General features: G+C 62.5%; 15 protein-coding genes. 8 read left to right on the top strand and 7 right to left on the bottom strand.

Annotation, left to right across the window (positions count from 1 at the left end):
- Nucleotides 1-140 precede the first annotated feature (140 nt).
- The 6 genes from lptF to rsmA are packed head-to-tail and all read left to right on the top strand — an operon-like array spanning nucleotide 141 to nucleotide 7,588.
- Entirely contained in the window at nucleotides 141-1,250 is a 1,110-nt protein-coding gene (gene lptF / locus ACOYQJ_RS04930) for an LPS export ABC transporter permease LptF (RefSeq protein WP_422905309.1), read from the top strand.
- On the top strand, nucleotides 1,247-2,341 hold the full coding sequence (gene lptG, locus ACOYQJ_RS04925) for an LPS export ABC transporter permease LptG (protein WP_422904900.1): 1,095 nt from the start codon (nucleotides 1,247-1,249) through the stop codon (nucleotides 2,339-2,341). Before lptF ends, lptG begins: the two co-directional genes overlap by 4 nt.
- Complete coding sequence (locus ACOYQJ_RS04920; RefSeq protein ID WP_422904899.1) at nucleotides 2,338-4,497, top strand: LPS-assembly protein LptD; 2,160 nt, start codon at nucleotides 2,338-2,340, stop codon at nucleotides 4,495-4,497. Before lptG ends, ACOYQJ_RS04920 begins: the two co-directional genes overlap by 4 nt.
- Entirely contained in the window at nucleotides 4,485-5,717 is a 1,233-nt protein-coding gene (locus tag ACOYQJ_RS04915; protein ID WP_422904898.1) for a peptidylprolyl isomerase, read from the top strand. Before ACOYQJ_RS04920 ends, ACOYQJ_RS04915 begins: the two co-directional genes overlap by 13 nt.
- Nucleotides 5,714-6,685 carry a 4-hydroxythreonine-4-phosphate dehydrogenase PdxA gene (gene pdxA / locus ACOYQJ_RS04910; RefSeq protein ID WP_422904897.1) on the top strand — a complete coding sequence of 324 codons (972 nt, stop codon included), beginning with the start codon at nucleotides 5,714-5,716 and terminating at the stop codon, nucleotides 6,683-6,685. Before ACOYQJ_RS04915 ends, pdxA begins: the two co-directional genes overlap by 4 nt.
- Nucleotides 6,686-6,745: 60 nt before the next feature.
- Nucleotides 6,746-7,588 carry a 16S rRNA (adenine(1518)-N(6)/adenine(1519)-N(6))-dimethyltransferase RsmA gene (rsmA, locus tag ACOYQJ_RS04905; protein ID WP_422904896.1) on the top strand — a complete coding sequence of 281 codons (843 nt, stop codon included), beginning with the start codon at nucleotides 6,746-6,748 and terminating at the stop codon, nucleotides 7,586-7,588.
- A gap of 78 nt (nucleotides 7,589-7,666) precedes the next feature.
- Here the strand turns inward: rsmA and ACOYQJ_RS04900 are convergent, their stop codons facing one another.
- From ACOYQJ_RS04900 to ACOYQJ_RS04870, 7 genes are all read right to left on the bottom strand, one after another.
- Entirely contained in the window at nucleotides 7,667-8,359 is a 693-nt protein-coding gene (locus ACOYQJ_RS04900; protein WP_422904895.1) for a DUF4167 domain-containing protein, read from the bottom strand.
- A gap of 209 nt (nucleotides 8,360-8,568) precedes the next feature.
- Complete coding sequence (gene prmC / locus ACOYQJ_RS04895; protein WP_422904894.1) at nucleotides 8,569-9,417, bottom strand: peptide chain release factor N(5)-glutamine methyltransferase; 849 nt, start codon at nucleotides 9,415-9,417, stop codon at nucleotides 8,569-8,571.
- 1 nt (nucleotide 9,418) lies between these two features.
- Nucleotides 9,419-10,468: a peptide chain release factor 1 gene (gene prfA / locus ACOYQJ_RS04890; protein ID WP_422904893.1), complete on the bottom strand. Its 1,050-nt coding sequence runs from the start codon at nucleotides 10,466-10,468 to the stop codon at nucleotides 9,419-9,421.
- A 30-nt stretch (nucleotides 10,469-10,498) separates the two neighbouring features.
- A complete protein-coding gene (locus ACOYQJ_RS04885) occupies nucleotides 10,499-10,912 on the bottom strand; it encodes a DUF1499 domain-containing protein (protein WP_422904892.1) in 414 nt (137 codons plus the stop codon).
- Between the two features lie 146 nt (nucleotides 10,913-11,058).
- Nucleotides 11,059-12,018, bottom strand: a complete 960-nt coding sequence (gene speB, locus ACOYQJ_RS04880) for an agmatinase (protein WP_422904891.1) — start codon at nucleotides 12,016-12,018, stop codon at nucleotides 11,059-11,061.
- Between the two features lie 82 nt (nucleotides 12,019-12,100).
- Nucleotides 12,101-13,261, bottom strand: a complete 1,161-nt coding sequence (locus tag ACOYQJ_RS04875; protein ID WP_422904890.1) for a M20 aminoacylase family protein — start codon at nucleotides 13,259-13,261, stop codon at nucleotides 12,101-12,103.
- Between the two features lie 96 nt (nucleotides 13,262-13,357).
- Nucleotides 13,358-14,515 carry a M20 aminoacylase family protein gene (locus tag ACOYQJ_RS04870; RefSeq protein WP_422904889.1) on the bottom strand — a complete coding sequence of 386 codons (1,158 nt, stop codon included), beginning with the start codon at nucleotides 14,513-14,515 and terminating at the stop codon, nucleotides 13,358-13,360.
- 63 nt (nucleotides 14,516-14,578) lie between these two features.
- On the opposite strand from ACOYQJ_RS04870, the gene mazG reads away from it, so the two are divergent.
- Nucleotides 14,579-15,391, top strand: a complete 813-nt coding sequence (mazG, locus tag ACOYQJ_RS04865; RefSeq protein WP_422904888.1) for a nucleoside triphosphate pyrophosphohydrolase — start codon at nucleotides 14,579-14,581, stop codon at nucleotides 15,389-15,391.
- A 234-nt stretch (nucleotides 15,392-15,625) separates the two neighbouring features.
- Nucleotides 15,626-16,630 carry a Fe(3+) ABC transporter substrate-binding protein gene (locus ACOYQJ_RS04860; protein ID WP_422904887.1) on the top strand — a complete coding sequence of 335 codons (1,005 nt, stop codon included), beginning with the start codon at nucleotides 15,626-15,628 and terminating at the stop codon, nucleotides 16,628-16,630.
- The last annotated feature ends 338 nt before the right edge of the window (nucleotides 16,631-16,968 follow it).

Here is a 16,968-nt window from a genome sequence, read left to right as displayed (position 1 = left end):
CTAAGACGTGTTCCGCCAAGAGGTAGCCCTGCCCGCGCGCAATGACCAGAGTCAGCTTTCCCCGCGCGCGCCGATCCGGTAGAGATGAAACGGAAAGTTCAGGTGGTAAGGGGCCCGAAGTGCAAAGATTCGACAGGTACATGCTGTCGCAATTGATGGTGTTGTTCGGATTTTTCGCCCTGGTGCTTGTCTCGGTCTACTGGGTCAATCGGGCTGTGGTCCTTTTCGACAGACTCATTGCGGATGGCCATTCAGCTGGCGTGTTCCTCGAATTTTCAGCCCTTTCCTTGCCCTCGGTGATCGCCCTTGTGGTGCCGATGGCTGGCTTTGCCGCAGCGGTCTATGTCACCAATCGACTGACCGGCGACTCGGAACTGACGGTGCTGCAATCGGTCGGGTTTTCGCCGTGGAGGATGGCACGGCCGGTGCTATTCTTCGGCATTCTGATCGCCCTGATGATGGCAATCCTGACCCATATTCTGGTTCCCGCCTCTCTGGAACAGCTGCGCCTGCGCGAGCGCGAGATTTCCGGCTCGCTCAGCGCGCGCCTGCTGCGTGAAGGCGCTTTTTTGCATCCAACGCAGGGCGTGACCTTCTATATCCGCGACATCACCGAAACCGGCGAATTGCGCGATGTCCTCTTGTCCGACCGCAGGCAGGCTGGGCGCGAAGTGACCTATACCGCTGAAAAGGCATACCTTTTGCGCGACGACGCCGGGCCCAAACTGGCCATGCTGGCAGGGATGGCGCAAACGCTGAATCTTGAAACCGAGCGGCTTTCAACCACCAATTTCACTGATCTCGTCTATGATGTCTCAGGGCTGGTGACGCAGGCCAGCCGCGGGCGCCGCAAGGTCAACTACATCCCCACATGGGAACTTTTGACGCAAACCGATGCCGTCGCCGTCGAGGCCAATGAATCGCCCGGCGAAGTGCTCGAAGAGGCGCACATGCGTTTTCAGGGGCCGCTGCTGTGCATCGTCGCGGCGCTGATGGGCTTTTCCGGATTGATGGTCGGCGGCTATTCGCGTTTTGGTGTCACCCGCCAAATCGTCGGGGCGATTTTCCTGCTGGTTCTGGTGAAGACGGTTGAAAGCGCTGTGACAGACCCGGTTCGCGGCGATCCTGCCCTTTGGCCTTTGGTCTATCTGCCCAGCCTCGTCGGTATTGCGATTGTCTGCGCCCTGCTCCGGCAAGCCAGCCGCCCCTATCGGCCCAAACGCGGCACCGCGCAAGAGGTGCCCGCATGACGCTGCACTATTACTTTGCCCGCCGCTTCCTTTGGCTTTTCCTGTCGATCCTCGCGGTTTTCGCGCTGTTTCAGGCCTTTGTTGACCTGATGGACGAAATGCGCCGAATCGACGGCGATCCAACACTGGGGCAACTTTTGCAACTGGTGGCTCTGAAACTGCCCGAAGGGCTGTACCAGATCTTGCCTCTGGTGATGATCCTGTCGACCGTGGCACTGTTCCTTGGCCTTGCGCGGTCCTCTGAACTGGTTGTAGCGCGCGCCGCCGGGCGGTCCGGCCTGACAGCGCTGATGGCTCCGGTGGTTGTGGCGTTGATCATTGGCGGACTGGTCGTGGCGATGATGAACCCGATCGTCGCGGCGACGTCGAAACGCTACTCGGACCTGCGCGAAACCTATGAGAATGGCGGCGCGTCCGCCATGTCCATTGGCCCGGAAGGGCTTTGGCTGCGTCAGGGTGGACCCAAAGGCCAATCGGTGATCCGCGCCGCCCGCGCAAACGCCGAGGCGACCGTTCTTTTCGACGTCAGTTTCGTTGTCTACGCCCCCGGTGGCAGCGCAGTGCAGCGGATTATTGCCGAGCAGGCCGAGCTTATGGACGGCGAATGGTTGCTCACCAACGCCAAGGCGTGGCCCTTGGCAGCGGGTCTCAACCCCGAAGCCGGGTCCAAGACCCACGACAGCCTTTCGCTGCCCTCTACCCTGACCAAGGACAGCATTCGTGACAGGTTCGGCAAACCGTCCGCCATCGCCATCTGGGATCTGCCTGCCTTTATCCTGAGCCTTGAAGAGGCAGGTTTTTCTGCGCGGCGCCATATTGTCTGGATGAATATGGAACTGGCCCGCCCGCTGTTTCTGGTCGCCATGATGATGATCGGCGCCGCCTTTACCATGCGCCCCACCCGCCTTGGCCGCACCGGTGTATCGGTGCTGTCAGCCGTGCTGTTGGGCTTTGGATTGTACTATGTCCGCAACTTTGCACAGATCCTTGGTGAGAACGGCCAGTTGTCGCCGCTGTTGGCCGCTTGGGTGCCGCCGGTCGCCTCGGTCTTGCTTGCACTGGGGTTGATACTGCATATGGAGGATGGATGACTCGTCTTCTCCATATCTTGGCCTTTCTTCTGGTCTCGGCCCTGCCCTCCTTGGCGCAGGACGATACGACTGCGCCCAGCACGCCCGCCTTGCTGATCGCCGATCAGGTCTATGTCGAAAACGAAGCGCTGCTGATCGCCACGGGCAATGTCGAGGCGCTGCATGAAGGCGTCCGCCTGATCGCCACGCGCATCACCTATGACCGCGACAGCGACACCCTGACCATCGAAGGCCCGATCCGCATCACGGACGAAGCCGGCAACATTCTTCTGGCCGATGACGCAACGCTGGATCAGGGCCTGCGCAACGGCCTGCTGCGCGGTGCGCGCATGATCATGGACCAGCAGCTGCAACTGGCCGCGGTCGAAGCCCGCCGCGTCGAAGGCCGCTACACGCAACTGTCGCGCGTGGCCGTCACTTCCTGTCAGGTCTGCGGCGATGACAGCGCCCCGCTCTGGCAAATTCGCGCCAGCCGCGTGGTGCATGACCAGCAAGAACGGCAGCTTTATTTCGACAACGCCCAACTGCGCGTTTTGGATGTCCCGATCTTTTACCTGCCGCGCATGCGTCTGCCGGACCCCACGCTCAAACGCGCCCGCGGCTTCATGATCCCCTCGCTGCGCAGTTCGACGCTTTTGGGGTTCGGGATCAAGATCCCTTACTTCATCCCGATTGGCGATCACCGCGACATCACGCTGACCCCTTACCTGTCACCCAAGACCCGCACGCTTGAGTTCCGCTATCGGCAGGCCTTTCGCAACGGCGATCTGCAACTGACCGGCGCGCTGTCCAGCGACACCCTGCGTCCGGACGAGGCGCGCGGATACCTGTTTGCCGAGGGTGCCTTTGACCTCAAACGTGACTTCAAGCTGGAATTTGATCTCAAGACCACATCGGACACTTCGTACCTGAACGACTATGACGTGACCGGGGCGGACCGTCTGGACAGCACCATGACGCTGACCCGCGTGCGTCGGGACGAATTCATTGAGGCCGGGCTGGTGCATTACCAATCCCTGCGCACCTCCGAAAACAACGACACGCAGCCCACGATCGTCGGCTTCGCGCGCATGGAACGGCGCCAGTTTCCCAGCCTGCTGGGTGGCGAGCTGCGGCTGTCCGCCGAGGCCCATGGCCATTTTCGCTATTCCTCGATTCCCTTCGACAGCGCGGATGCAGATACCGACGTAGACGGGCGCGACGTCAACCGCATCAATGCCGAGGCCAGCTGGCGCCGTCGCTGGACTTTGCCGGGCGGGATTCGCGCCGGGGTGTCCACACATCTCTGGCTGGATCGCTACAGCACGCGGCAGGACATCACATCGGTCGCTGACGTGTCTCGCGCGACGCCGGGCGTGGCGCTGGAATTGCGCTGGCCCTTCCAGAAACAAGGCGCGGGCGGCGGGCGCACCCTGATCGAACCATTGCTGCAATTTGGCTGGGTCGGCGGCACGCGCCCGGGCAACCCAAATGACGAAAGCACACGGGTCGAATTTGACGAAGCCAACCTGCTGTCGCTGTCGCGCTTTCCCGCCGCAGATCGGCGCGAACATGGCCGCACGCTGGCTGCCGGCCTGCGCTGGATGCATCAGGCGCCCTCTGGCTGGTCGGCGGCATTGACCTTTGGCAAAGTTTGGCGGGACGACGCTGACCCGGAGTTCAGCCGGTCCTCGGGCCTGTCCGGCAGCACTAGCGACTGGTTGATCGCCGGACGCTTTGCCCATCAGTCCGGCCTGAACCTTGTGGCGCGCGGCCTTCTGGATGAGTCCCTGCGCTTTTCCAAGGCCGAGGCCCGCGCAGGCTGGTCCAATACACGGATGGAGCTTGGCGCGTCTTATGTTCTTTTGGTAACGGACCCCGCCGAAGACCGTCCTGACGCCCAATCCGAATGGACCTTTGACGGCAGCTACCGGTTTTCGCGCCATTGGACCGGATCGACCGAGTGGCGCTATGATCTGGCCAAACGCAACCTTGACCGCGTCGGGCTGGGCCTGCAATACCGCAATGAATGCGTTCAGGTGGATTTCGGGGTGCAGCGCCGCTATGCATCCGCTACCAATCTTGAACCAAGCACGGATTTCGACCTGACTGTCGCGCTACAGGGCTTCGGCACCAGCGGCAGCGCCAAGGAGTATCGACGCACATGCAATCAATGACCCGCTTCCTTGCCAGGCTGGCAACAGCCGTGACCTTGGCCATTGCGCCAGTCGGCGCCGTTCAGGTTCAGGCGCAGGGGCTGTTTTCGCCCGCCATCATCGTGAATGATCTGGTCATCACCGGGTATGAACTGCAACAGCGCGCCGAAATGCTGCGCCTTCTGAACGCGCCGGGCGATCTGCAAAAGCTGGCCCGCGAACAGTTGATCGACGACCGGCTGCGGCTTCAGGCCTCGTTTGAAGCCGGTGTCCGCCCCTCGGGCGAAGAGATCCTCGAAGGCATGTCGGAATTTGCCGAGCGCGCCAATCTGTCCCGCGACGAATTCATCAAGGTGCTGGAGGCCAACAATGTCTCGGCCGAAACCTTCCGCGATTTCGTCAAGGCCGGTCTGGCTTGGCGGATGTTGGTGCGTCAGCGCTTTGCCGGGCGCGCCACGGTCTCGGAAGATGAAGTGGACCGTGCCCTGGCCGCCGATGGCTCGGGCAGCAGCGTGCGGGTGCTCTTGTCGGAAATCATCATGCCGATGCCCCCGCAACAGGAAGAGACCGTTCGCGCCCGCGCTGCCCGGATTTCCCAGATGACATCCACCTCGGAGTTTTCTGCCGAAGCGCGGCGCTATTCGGCAACACCGTCTCGCGGCAACGGCGGGCGTCTGCCTTGGCGGGACATCAAGGAACTGCCGCCGGTTCTGCAACCGCTTGTGCTGGCGTTGAAGCCCGGTGAAGTGACCGACCCGCTGCCGATCCCCAATGCCATCGCGCTGTTCCAACTGCGCGACATCGAGGAAACCGGCTATAGCGCGCCCGAGATCTCCTCGATCGATTACGCCGCCTACTACATGCCCGGTGGCCGGTCCGAGGAAACGCTGGCCAAGGCACGCGTGCTTCAGGGCCGCGTTGATCGCTGCGACGACCTTTATGGTATCGCCAAGGGCCAGCCCGCCGAAGTACTGGAACGCGGCACCCTGCCCCCGGCAGAGATCCCCACGGATATCGCCTATGAGCTGTCCAAACTGGACGCTGGCGAAGTATCGACCGCGCTGACCCGGGCCAATGGCCAGACGCTGGTGTTCCTGATGCTCTGCGGGCGCACCAACAAGATTGCCGAGGACGTGGACCGTCAGGAATTCACCCTGGGTCTGCGAAATCGCCGTCTTACGGCACTGGCAGACGGTTATCTCGCGCAATTGCGCGCCGACTCCCGCATCGTTCAGAAATGACCCCGGCCCCGATCGCCGTCAGTTGCGGCGAACCGGCCGGGATCGGCCCGGAAATCATCGAATCCTGTTGGCGGGCGCTGCGCGGCGCCTTGCCCTTTTACTGGATCGGCGATCCTCGCCATCTGCCCGGCAGCGTCCCGCATTCCGTGATCGCCAGCCCGGCCGAGGCCGCCGAAACAGGCGCGCGGGCCCTGCCAGTGCTGCCTATGACGTTTGACGGCCTACGCGTGCCGGGACAGGCGCAGCCCACCCACGCCAAAGGCGTGATCGCCGCGATCGAGGCGGGTGTGGCGCAGGTCACCTCTGGTGCGGCCTCGGCTCTTTGCACCCTGCCAATCCACAAGCAGGCGCTGGCCGAAGGCGCGGGCTTTGCCTATCCCGGTCATACCGAGTTTCTGGCGCATCTGGCGGACGCTGATGAGGTGGTGATGATGCTGGCCTCGGACATGCTACGCGTGGTGCCCGTCACCATTCACATTCCCTTGTCCGCCGTCGCCTTGGCGCTGACGCCGGACCTGCTGGAGCGGCGGTTGCGCATCACCCATCAGGCCATGCAGGCGCGCTTTGGCATTGCCAACCCACGTATCGCCGTGGCCGGGCTGAACCCGCACGCCGGAGAAGGCGGGCGCATGGGACTGGAAGAGGCGCAGGTGATCACCCCGGTGCTGGACCGGCTGCGCGCCGAGGGGATGCAGATTGCAGGCCCCTTGCCCGCCGACACCATGTTCCACGCCGCCGCGCGCGCGCGCTATGACGTGGCGGTTTGCATGTACCACGATCAGGCGCTGATCCCGATCAAGACGCTGGATTTCGACCGCGGGGTGAACGTGACGCTTGGCCTGCCCTTTGTCCGCACCTCGCCCGACCATGGCACCGCCTTTGACATCGCCGGAACCGGGCAGGCGAATCCTTCTTCGACCTTGGCGGCTTTGCGTCTGGCGTGGACCATGGCGGGCGGCACTGTATAAGGGGGCTCTGCCCCCGGCGCCAAGGCGCCTCCCCCGGGATATTTTTGGACCAGTGAAACCATGAGCGCGATTGATGACCTGCCCCCCCTGCGCGATGTGATCGCGACGTATGAGCTGCGCGCACGCAAAGCTTTGGGGCAAAACTTTTTGCTGGACCTGAACCTGACGTCCCGGATCGCGCGGATTGCGGGAGATCTGTCCGGCACTGATGTGATCGAGGTCGGCCCCGGCCCGGGCGGGCTGACCCGAGGGCTGTTGGCGGAAGGGGCGCGCAAGGTTCTTGCCATCGAGAAGGACTCGAGATGCTTGCCCGCGCTGGAACAGATCGCGCGCGCCTATCCTGGTCGGCTTGAGGTGATCGAGGGCGACGCCCTGAAGATCGATCCGCTAGCGCATCTGAGCCCGCCCATCGCGATCTGTGCCAACCTGCCGTACAATGTCGGCACCGAACTGTTGGTGCGCTGGTTGACGCCAGAGGTCTGGCCGCCGTTCTGGTCGTCGCTGACGCTGATGTTTCAGAAAGAGGTCGCGGAACGGATCGTCGCGCAGCCGGGGTCCAAGGCGTATGGGCGGCTGGCGATTCTGTCGCAATGGCGCACGGATGCGCGGATTGCCCTGCACTTGCCCCCCGAGGCCTTTACCCCTGCCCCCAAGGTCAGCAGCGCGGTGGTTCATTTCACCGCCCTGCCCGAGCCGCGTTATCCCGCCGATCCAAAGGTGCTTGAACGCGTTGTTGCCACCGCTTTCAACCAGCGGCGCAAGATGCTGCGCGCGGCGCTCAAGGGGCTTGCGCCGGATATCGAGGATCATCTGACAGCCGTTGGGATCGCGCCGACGGAACGCGCCGAGCGTGTGCCGCTGGAGGGGTTCTGTGCCTTGGCGCGGAGCTTGGCCTCGGGCTGACGTTTCCCTGATGGGACGGCAAAAAAGCCGCGCGGAGGTTCCGCGCGGCTTTTGCATTTAGAAGTCAGCCTTGGGTGCTTATTCAGCCGCGTCCGATGCATCGCCCGAGGCAGGAGCAGCCGGTGCCTCGGAGGTGGCTTCCGCTGGTTTCTTGGCACGGGGTTTGCGCGGGGCGCGCGGTTTTTTCGGTTTGGCCGGGGCCTCGGCAGCAGCTTTGGGCTGAGCCTCGGCAGCGGGTTGGGCCTCGGCCACAGGCCGCGGCGCATTGCGCGATTCCGGAGTATCGACCAGACCCGGGCCATCATCTTCTGCCTCAGCCGTCAGATCATAGACGTCCGGTTGATCGCCCGAGCCGGGCTGTTCGCCGGTGCCCGCCGGAGCATTGGACACTTCGGGCTGTCCGCCTTCATCGTCGCGCCGACCTCGTGGCACGTCGCGGTCGGTGCGTTCGCGATCCCGCTGAGCCTGCCTTTCGCGATTTTCGCGCTCTTGCGCTTCGCGTTTGGCGTCCATCTCTTTTTGGGCTTCGCTCAGCAAGCGCAGGTAATGTTCGGCGTGCTGCTGAAAGTTTTCAGTGGCCACCCGGTCATTGCCAAGCGCCGAGTCGCGCGAGAGCTGGTTGTACTTGTCGATGATCTGTTGCGGCGTGCCGCGAACCTTACCCTCGGGGCCATTGCTGTCGAACACGCGGTTCACAACATTACCAAGGGTATTGCTATTGTTACGGTTGCGGTTGTTCTTGTTCCGCGAACGAGATTTGGAAGATCGCATATTTAAGATATCCAGCCTGCTTTTCGACTGTTTCGTGACCACCACGGCGCATCCTGCGCCAGTTCAATTTAGGGGTCACCTGAATGTTGGCTTGACGTCGGGCGCGACCGCAAAAGTTACGATCAAGCTTCTCGACATGTGCTTCTAAACATAGAATCTGCGTATTGGGCAAGGAGAAATGCCCCGATTATGCGGATTTGATGCGGTTTTCAGCCAGTTTGCCCCGGATGAGTGGCCACGACCACACGATCACGGCCATCAAGGTCGGGAATTACAGCGATTCCGCGCAGGCCCGCCGCCGTCATCAGGGAGGCCACTTCGGCGCTCTGCGTCGGGCCGATCTCGACCAGCAGCCGTCCGCCGGGGGCGAGACAGCGCATCACACCGGCACAGATCGCGTGATAGGCCTGAAGGCCGTCAGCCTCATCGGTCAGGGCCAGGCGCGGCTCGTGATCGCGCACTTCGGGGGACAGATGGGCCATTTCGTGCAGGGCAATATAAGGCGGGTTCGAAACGATCAGATCGAACTGGTCGTCCTTGTCCAAAGGCGCGTACCAGCTGCCGGTTCGCAGATCAGCCCTGCCCTCCAGTTTCAGCGCGTTCCGGTTCCAGAACGCGACGTTCAGCGCCGCCGGGCTGATGTCCGTCCCGACGCCCACGGCCCTGTCACGCTCAGCCAAAAGCGTCAACAGGATGCAGCCCGATCCTGTGCCAATATCCAGAACGCTGGCAAAAGGTTCGGCAAGCGCGGCTTCGATCAGGGTTTCGGTTTCGGGGCGCGGGTCCAGCACTTCGGGCGTGACAAGGAACTCACGCCCGTAGAACAGCCGCCGACCGGTCAGATGGCTGACCGGCATGCGTTCGGCCCGGCGCTGGATCATGACGTTAAAGATCACTTCGAGTTCGGGATCGACCTCTTCGGGCAGGAACAGCGTCAGGCGACCCGGCGGAACCTTGAGCACATGCGCCAGCAGCCGCCGCGCGTCGCGGCCTGCATCGGGCACCTCGGCCTCGATCAGCGTCGCAGTGCCGCGCGCCACCAGTTCGGCCCCGCGCATCCTAGTGCTCCATCTCGGCCAGTTGTGCCGCCTGATGTTCCGAGGTCAGCGCATCGATGATTTCATCCAGATCGCCCTGAAGGATCTGATCCAGCCGGTACAGCGTCAACCCGATCCGGTGATCGGTCATGCGCCCCTGCGGAAAGTTGTAGGTGCGGATGCGTTCACTGCGATCGCCGCTCCCGACCTGAGACTTTCGGTCCGAGGCACGTTCATTGTCGATCTTCTGGCGTTCGGCGTCATAGAGCCGCGCGCGCAAGACCTGCATGGCGATCTCGCGGTTGCGGTGCTGGGATTTTTCAGAGCTGGTGACGACAATCCCGGACGGAATATGCGTGATCCGCACAGCCGAATCCGTGGTGTTGACGTGCTGTCCGCCGGCGCCCGAACTGCGCATGGTGTCGATGCGGATGTCGTTGGGGTCGATCTTGATGTCGACATCCTGCGCCTCGGGCAGAACTGCGACCGTCGCCGCCGAGGTGTGGATGCGCCCGCCGCTTTCGGTTTCCGGCACGCGCTGGACACGGTGCACGCCGGACTCGAACTTCAATCGGGCAAAGACACCCTCGCCAACGATGCGGACAACCAGTTCGCGCAGGCCGCCAAGATCGCTGAGCTGCTCTTCGATGACCTCCCATTTCCAGCCATGGCTTTCAGCATAGCGCTGGTACATGCGGGCCAGATCGCCCGCGAACAAGGCCGCTTCGTCACCCCCGGTGCCGGGACGAATCTCCAGAACCGCCGGACGGCTGTCCGCCGCATCACGCGGCAAGAGCGCCAGTTGCACGGCGCGTTCGGCCATTGGCAGACGCTCGCGCAGAAGCGGCAGTTCCTCTTCCGCCAGTTCCTTCATTTCAGGATCGGCGAGCAGGGCCTCGGCCTCGGCCAGATCGGCCTGAAGCTGTTCCCACTCCTCGATCTGAGTCACAACCGGCCTCAGCTCGGAATATTCGCGGCCCAGTTCGGCAATATCGCCCGCCCCCGAAGACATACGGGCCTCGACGTATTCCAGCCGTTCCTTGATTTGCTGTAGGCGTTCAGTTGGGATCATGCGGTTCCATTGCCCAAGACGCGGCAGGGGTCAACCCTTTGCCTGCACCTCGGCCAGACGCGCAAGCCAGCCTTCGACCCGGGCCTGGTTCACCCCCATATCCGATTGACCAAAGCGCAGTCGCGCCCAGATCTCCAGCAAACCGTCGTTTTGCTGAACCGTGGTATAGTCGGGAAAGCCCATCCACAGGCTGCGGGTGACATAGGTCACGCGCCCCTCTTCAGGTGAGCCTGCAAGAACTTCGGTGCGGGGGGTGGCAAGGATGATGCCATTGAGACGGGCGAAGGTTCCCTCGGACGCAGGGATGCGTCGCCGCACGCCGCTGGTCAGATCCTGATCGGCCGTCACCATGGGGTCAACGTTCCAGACAGCCGGGTCAGAGGGCGCAAAGCGGATCCACGCCAAAGCGCCGATAACCAGAAGTAGGATCGCAAAAAAGATCATGCGCAAAGAGAAAGCTCCAAGTGTCTGACGTCCGCCCCCCACTGGAATGACACGGGCGGGCACGATTCTGAAAGGGGGTCACGGTGAATTGACACAATCCCGCCGACAAAGGGGCTCAGGCCCCGGATTTTCGCCGATACAGGCCCCTAGCGCCGCGTCCACCCCCAGAGGCACAGCAATTCCGTCGCCACATGCGCCCCCGCGATGGCGGTGATCCCTGCCGGATCAAAGGGCGGCGAAACCTCGACCACGTCGCCACCTTTCAGGTCGATCCCGGCCAGTCCACGCAGCAAAACCGCCGCTTGAGCGCTGCTCAGCCCGCCCCAGACCGGCGTGCCGGTGCCGGGCGCAAAGGCCGGATCCAACCCGTCGATGTCGAAAGTCAGATAACACGGCGCATTGCCCACAATCTCGCGGACCTGCGCGGCAATCGCCTCGGGGCCTTGGGAATGCACTGCCCGAGCGTCGAGGATATTGAAACCGACCGGATCAGGATTATCGGTGCGAATCCCGATCTGAACCGAGCGTTCGGGCACCACCAGCCCCTCTTTCGCGGCCTTGTACATAAAGGTGCCATGATCGACCCGCGCCGCATCATCATCGGCCCAGGTGTCCGTATGGGCATCGATCTGGATCACCGACAGCGGCCCATGCACCAAGGCATGGGCACGCAAACACCCGTGGGTCACCGAATGATCGCCCCCCAGCGCAATGCAAGCGGTATCCGTGGCCAGAATGCCGCCGACGTGTTCGGTGACACGCCCCGGCACTTCCGAGGGCATCGCGTAATCAAAGGCCATATCGCCATAGTCGGCGATGGCAAACTCGCTCAGCACGTCGTAGCCCCAGCCATAAGGCGCATCACAGGGTTGCAACAGCGATGCCTCACGGATCGCGCGCGGCCCAAGGCGCGTGCCGGGCCGGTTGGTCACCGCCTGATCAAATGGCAGCCCGGTCACGGCGATATCCGCGCCGCCCAGATCCTTGGTATACCGGCGGCGCAGGAACGACGGCGCCCCGGCAAAGACATTCTCAAAGGACGGCCCCTTCAGGTCTTCGCGGGTAAAGGCGTGATCGATCTGTTTCTTGGCGTCTTCCAAGGCCATAGCGGCATCCTTTGCGGTGACGGGGTGGGTGGGTGGGTGGGCGGCACCGCAAAGGATGCCCGCCCAACCTCAGGCGCAGGGTTTACAAAGGTAGCGCACGCTCCACAAGCGTGGCAAAGAACGAGGCGCCCACCGGGGCGATCTCGTCGTTGAAGTCATACTCTGGGTGATGGCAGACCGGCGTATCGCCCTGTCCCAAGAACAAATAGGCCCCCGGTCGCGCTTCAAGCATATAGGCGAAATCCTCGGCGGCCATGATCGGCTGGCACTTGTCGTCAACCTTGCCCGCCCCCACCACTTCGCGCGCCACCTGTGCGGCAAAACTGGCCTGATCGGGGTGATTGATCGTTGGCGGATAGCCTTCCTCATAGGTCAGCACAGCGGTTTGTCCAAAAGCCTTTGGCTGAAACTCCACGATCTCGGCCATGCGTGCCCGCGCCAGAGCCTGCACCTCCTTGTCGAAATACCGCAGGGTGCCGACGATCCGCGCCGTGTCGGCGATAATGTTGGTCCCGCCATCGGCATGGATTTGCGTCACCGTGATCACCAACTGGTCAAGTGCATTCACATTCCGGCTGACGATGGTCTGCAGCGCCTGAACGATGGCAACAGCGCTCATCACCGGGTCCTTGGCCTGATAGGGCATCGCCCCATGCCCGCCGACCCCCTGAACATCAATGTAAAAGGTATCCACCCCCGCCAAAAGCGCCCCCGGCGTGGTGTGCAGATGCCCAACCTCACCGCCCGGCATGTTGTGGATGCCATAGACTTCGTCAATGCCGAAGCGCTCCATCATGCCCTCTTCGACCATGATGCGCCCACCGCCTTCGCCCTCTTCGGCAGGCTGAAAGATCAGTGCGACCTTGCCGGAAAAATTGCGCGTCTCCGCCAGATACTTCGCAGCCCCCAGCAGCATGGTGGTATGCCCGTCATGGCCGCAGGTATGGGCAATCCCCGGTATCTTCGACGCATGATCCGTCCCCGACAGATCCTCCATCGGCAAGGCATCCATATCGGCCCGCAGACCAATCGTGCGTCCCGGTCCGCGCCCTTCGATCACCGCCACCACACCGGTTGTCGCAATCCCGGTGTGGATATCAGTGATGCCAAAGTTCTTGAGCTGATCCACCACGAAGGCCGCTGTCTTGTGACACTCCAAGCCCAGCTCGGGGTTCTGGTGCAAATGGCGCCGCCAGGTCGTCATGTCTTCGGCCATATCGGCGATGGAATTGAGTACGGGCATGGAATGTTCCTTTCAAAACTCAGCCTGCACCTGGCCGCCCCGAATGAAAAGCCCCTGCGGGACGGTGGGTGGGGCGATGTTTCGTAGAAACGAGCGTCACCCCGTCCCGTGACGCTTCTCAATCACGCGCGCAAAGAAACTGGCTCCAATAGGCGCCGCTGCGTCATTGAAATCAAACAGCGGATGATGCACCGAAGGCCCCTTACCCTGCCCCAGAAACAGGAAACACCCCGGCCGCGCGTTCAGCATATAGGAAAAATCCTCGGCCCCCATCTCAGGCGGCAGATCATCCACAACCAGAGGCGAGACCTCGCGCGCCACCGACACGGCAAACTCGGTCTGCGCCGCGTGATTGACCGTGGGCGGATAGTTCCGCCGGTAATCCAGAGCAGCCTGAACGCCGTAACTCGCCGCCTGCCCGGCCACGATGGCTGCAATCCGCGCCTCGACCAGATCGCGCACCTTTGGGTCAAGGCTGCGCACGGTACCGCCCAAGACCACCTCTTCGGAGATGATGTTGAACGCCGTACCTCCATGCACCATGGTCAACGAGATCACCAGCGATCCCAGCGGGTCCACCTCACGCGCGACCAAGGACTGTACCGCCTGCCCGATAGCAAAGGCGCAGGGCATCGGATCGCGGCAGTCATGCGGATAGGCGGCATGGCCGCCCTTACCAATCACCGTGATCTCGAAATCATCGACAGCGGCCATGATCGGCCCGGGACAGGTCCGGAACTCTCCAAGATCGCCATAGGGATCGGTGTGCAGGGCATAGACCTCCTCGACTCCGAACCTCTCCATGACCCCCTCTTCAACCATGATCCGCCCGCCGCCAATGGTTTCCTCGGCCGGTTGAAAGATCAGCACGACCCTGCCCGCGAAATTGCGCGTCTCGCAAAGGTATTTCGCCGCCCCAAGCAGCATGCTGGTATGCCCGTCATGGCCGCAGGCATGCATCCGCCCGGGCACAGTGCTGGCCCATTCGGCGCCCGTGCCCTCCTCCATCGGCAGGGCGTCCATATCGGCGCGCAGCCCGGTCACCGGCCCCGGCCCGCGCCCTTCGATCACCCCGACGACACCGCTGGTGGCGATTCCCTCGTGGATTTCATCCACGCCAAAGCTGCGCAATTGCGACACGACAAAGGCGGCTGTCTCAAAACACTCAAGGGACAGCTCGGGGTGCATATGCAGATGCCGCCGCCAGCCTGCCATCTCATCCGCAAAGCCTGCAATCCTGTTCACCACCGCCATCTCTGGACTCCTTGCCTTCAATCCCGCACCAAAGGACAAAACGCCAATCCGGGGGCCGATGCAATGAGCGAAGAGTTGATCCACAATCCCAAGGGCGGCATGCCCCGCCTGCTGGAAATCATGCGGCGCCTGCGCGATCCGCAAACAGGCTGCCCCTGGGATCTGGAACAGGATTTCGCCAGCATCGCCCCCTACACCATCGAAGAGGCCTACGAGGTCGCCGATGCCATCGAGCGTGCGGCTTGGGATGAACTCAAGGGCGAATTGGGCGATCTGCTGTTCCAGTCGGTCTTTCACGCGCAAATGGCCGATGAGGCGGGGCTATTCACCTTTGACGAAGTGGCCGACACCATGTCGGACAAGATGGTTGCCCGGCATCCGCATGTCTTTGGTGACGAAAGCCGGGACAAATCCGCCGAACAGCAAACCCGCGATTGGGAGGCGATCAAGGCACAGGAACGCGCCGCCAAGGCGCGCGGCGGCGTTCTGGACGATGTTGCCATGGGCCTGCCCGCCCTGATGCGGGCTGTGAAACTGCAAAAGCGCGCCGCGCGGGTCGGCTTTGACTGGCCTTCGACCGATGAGGTCATCGACAAGATCGTCGAAGAGGCACAAGAGCTGCGCGAAGCCACCAGCCCCGAGCACCAGCACGAGGAATTCGGCGATCTGCTGTTCGTCATGGCCAATCTCGCGCGCCATCTGGACATCGACCCCGAAGAGGCGCTGCGCGCCGCCAACGCCAAATTCACCCGCCGCTTCAAATCCATCGAGGCGGATCTGGCCAAGCAGGGCAAACGCCCCGAGGACAGTAATCTGGCCGAAATGGATGCCTTGTGGGACGCCGCGAAGCTGGCGGAAAAGCGCGGCCAAACCTAAGGCCCCGCCGCCTGCATTGCGCCTTCAGTCCTGACGCCGCTCATATCTGCAACCGCGCTGCGCGAGCCCCTCATGATAGGCAAAGCCATAGGTGGCGCTATGTTCCCAGCCGATGAAGATCGGTTTCGACATCCCTTCCAAAAGGTGAATGTTTTTATCAGGTATTGACCTGATTGTTTTGGTCAGGTTTAAAGCCCGCAGTGAAATCAAACCGGACTCAAGGGAGATCCCCCAATGTTCCTGCGCATCACAACCGCGCTTGCCACCCTCGCCATCGCCGCCCCGGCGCTGGCGCAAGAGGTGAACGTTTATTCCTATCGCCAGCCCGAATTGCTGGAGCCGCTGACCGACGCCTTTACCGAAGCGACCGGAATCAAGGTCAACGTCGCCTTCCTTGACAAAGGCATGGTCGAACGGCTCAAGGCCGAAGGCCGCCGTTCGCCTGCTGACCTGATCTTTACGGTTGATGCCGCGCGTCTTGCCGCCGCGGTCGAGGCCGGCGTGACCCAGGCTGTCGACAGCGAAACGCTGCGCGCCAACGTCCCCGCCGCCTACCACGATCCCGATGGACATTGGTGGGGCCTGACCACCCGCGCCCGCATCGTCTATGCCTCCAAAGAGCGTGTCGCGCCCGAAGAGGTCACCACCTACGAAGACCTTGCCGACCCGAAATGGAAAGGCCGCATCTGCACCCGTTCCGGCACCCACCCCTACACGGTAGCGCTGGTCGCAGCGATGCTGCACCACCACGGCGAAGCGGTCACCAAGGCCTGGCTCGAAGGGGTCAAAGCCAACCTCGCCCGCAAACCGCAGGGCAACGACCGCGCGCAGGTCAAGGCGATCTGGGCCGGCGAATGCGATATCAGCCTCGGCAACACTTACTACATGGGCGAGATGCTGGAAGACCCCGAACAGGCAGAATGGGCCAATTCGGTCAACGTCCTGTTCCCCGTCTTCGAAGGCTCGGGCACCCATGTGAACATCTCGGGCGTCGCAATGACCGCCTCAGCGCCCAACCGTGACAATGCGCTGAAGATGATGGAGTTCCTGACCACCCCGGCAGCTCAGGAAATCTATGCCCACGCCAACTATGAATACCCCATCGCGCCGGGCTCCGAAGCGGATGACCTTGTGAAAAGCTGGGGCAGCTTCACGGCGGATGAGACCAACCTGATGACCGTCGCGGGCCTGCGCGAAGACGCCCTGCGTCTGGTCGAAGAAGTGGACTTTGACGGGTAAAGCGCTGGCCGGAAAGTCGGCCCGACATTTTCAGCCGGGTCGGACCTGTACCCGGAGTTCCTCGAAAGTCTTGTCGGGCCAACCCTTCGCATTTTGGTTGAGACGAACCAACCGTTCGGCTCGAAGTGGAAACGACCGCTCCGAGCCCGGACCTACCCCGCTCAAAACCCTACGTACTGCATCTGCATTCGACTGTTCCCAGCCCGAAGCGGCCACGATCCGAGCTTGTGTTCAGCCTTCGCTGCTCCAGCAGGTCGGGCGTATTTTGTTGAAAAACTCGCCCTTGATCGAAGGGGCGTCGGCTGATTCAATTCCTGCGTTGGATGGGAGGATCGGCG

The sequence above is a fragment of the Pacificoceanicola algae genome, assembly GCF_049341065.1.
In the GTDB taxonomy this organism is placed as follows: Bacteria; Pseudomonadota; Alphaproteobacteria; order Rhodobacterales; family Rhodobacteraceae; genus Pacificoceanicola.
This window is presented reverse-complemented; position numbering and strand designations above follow the sequence as displayed.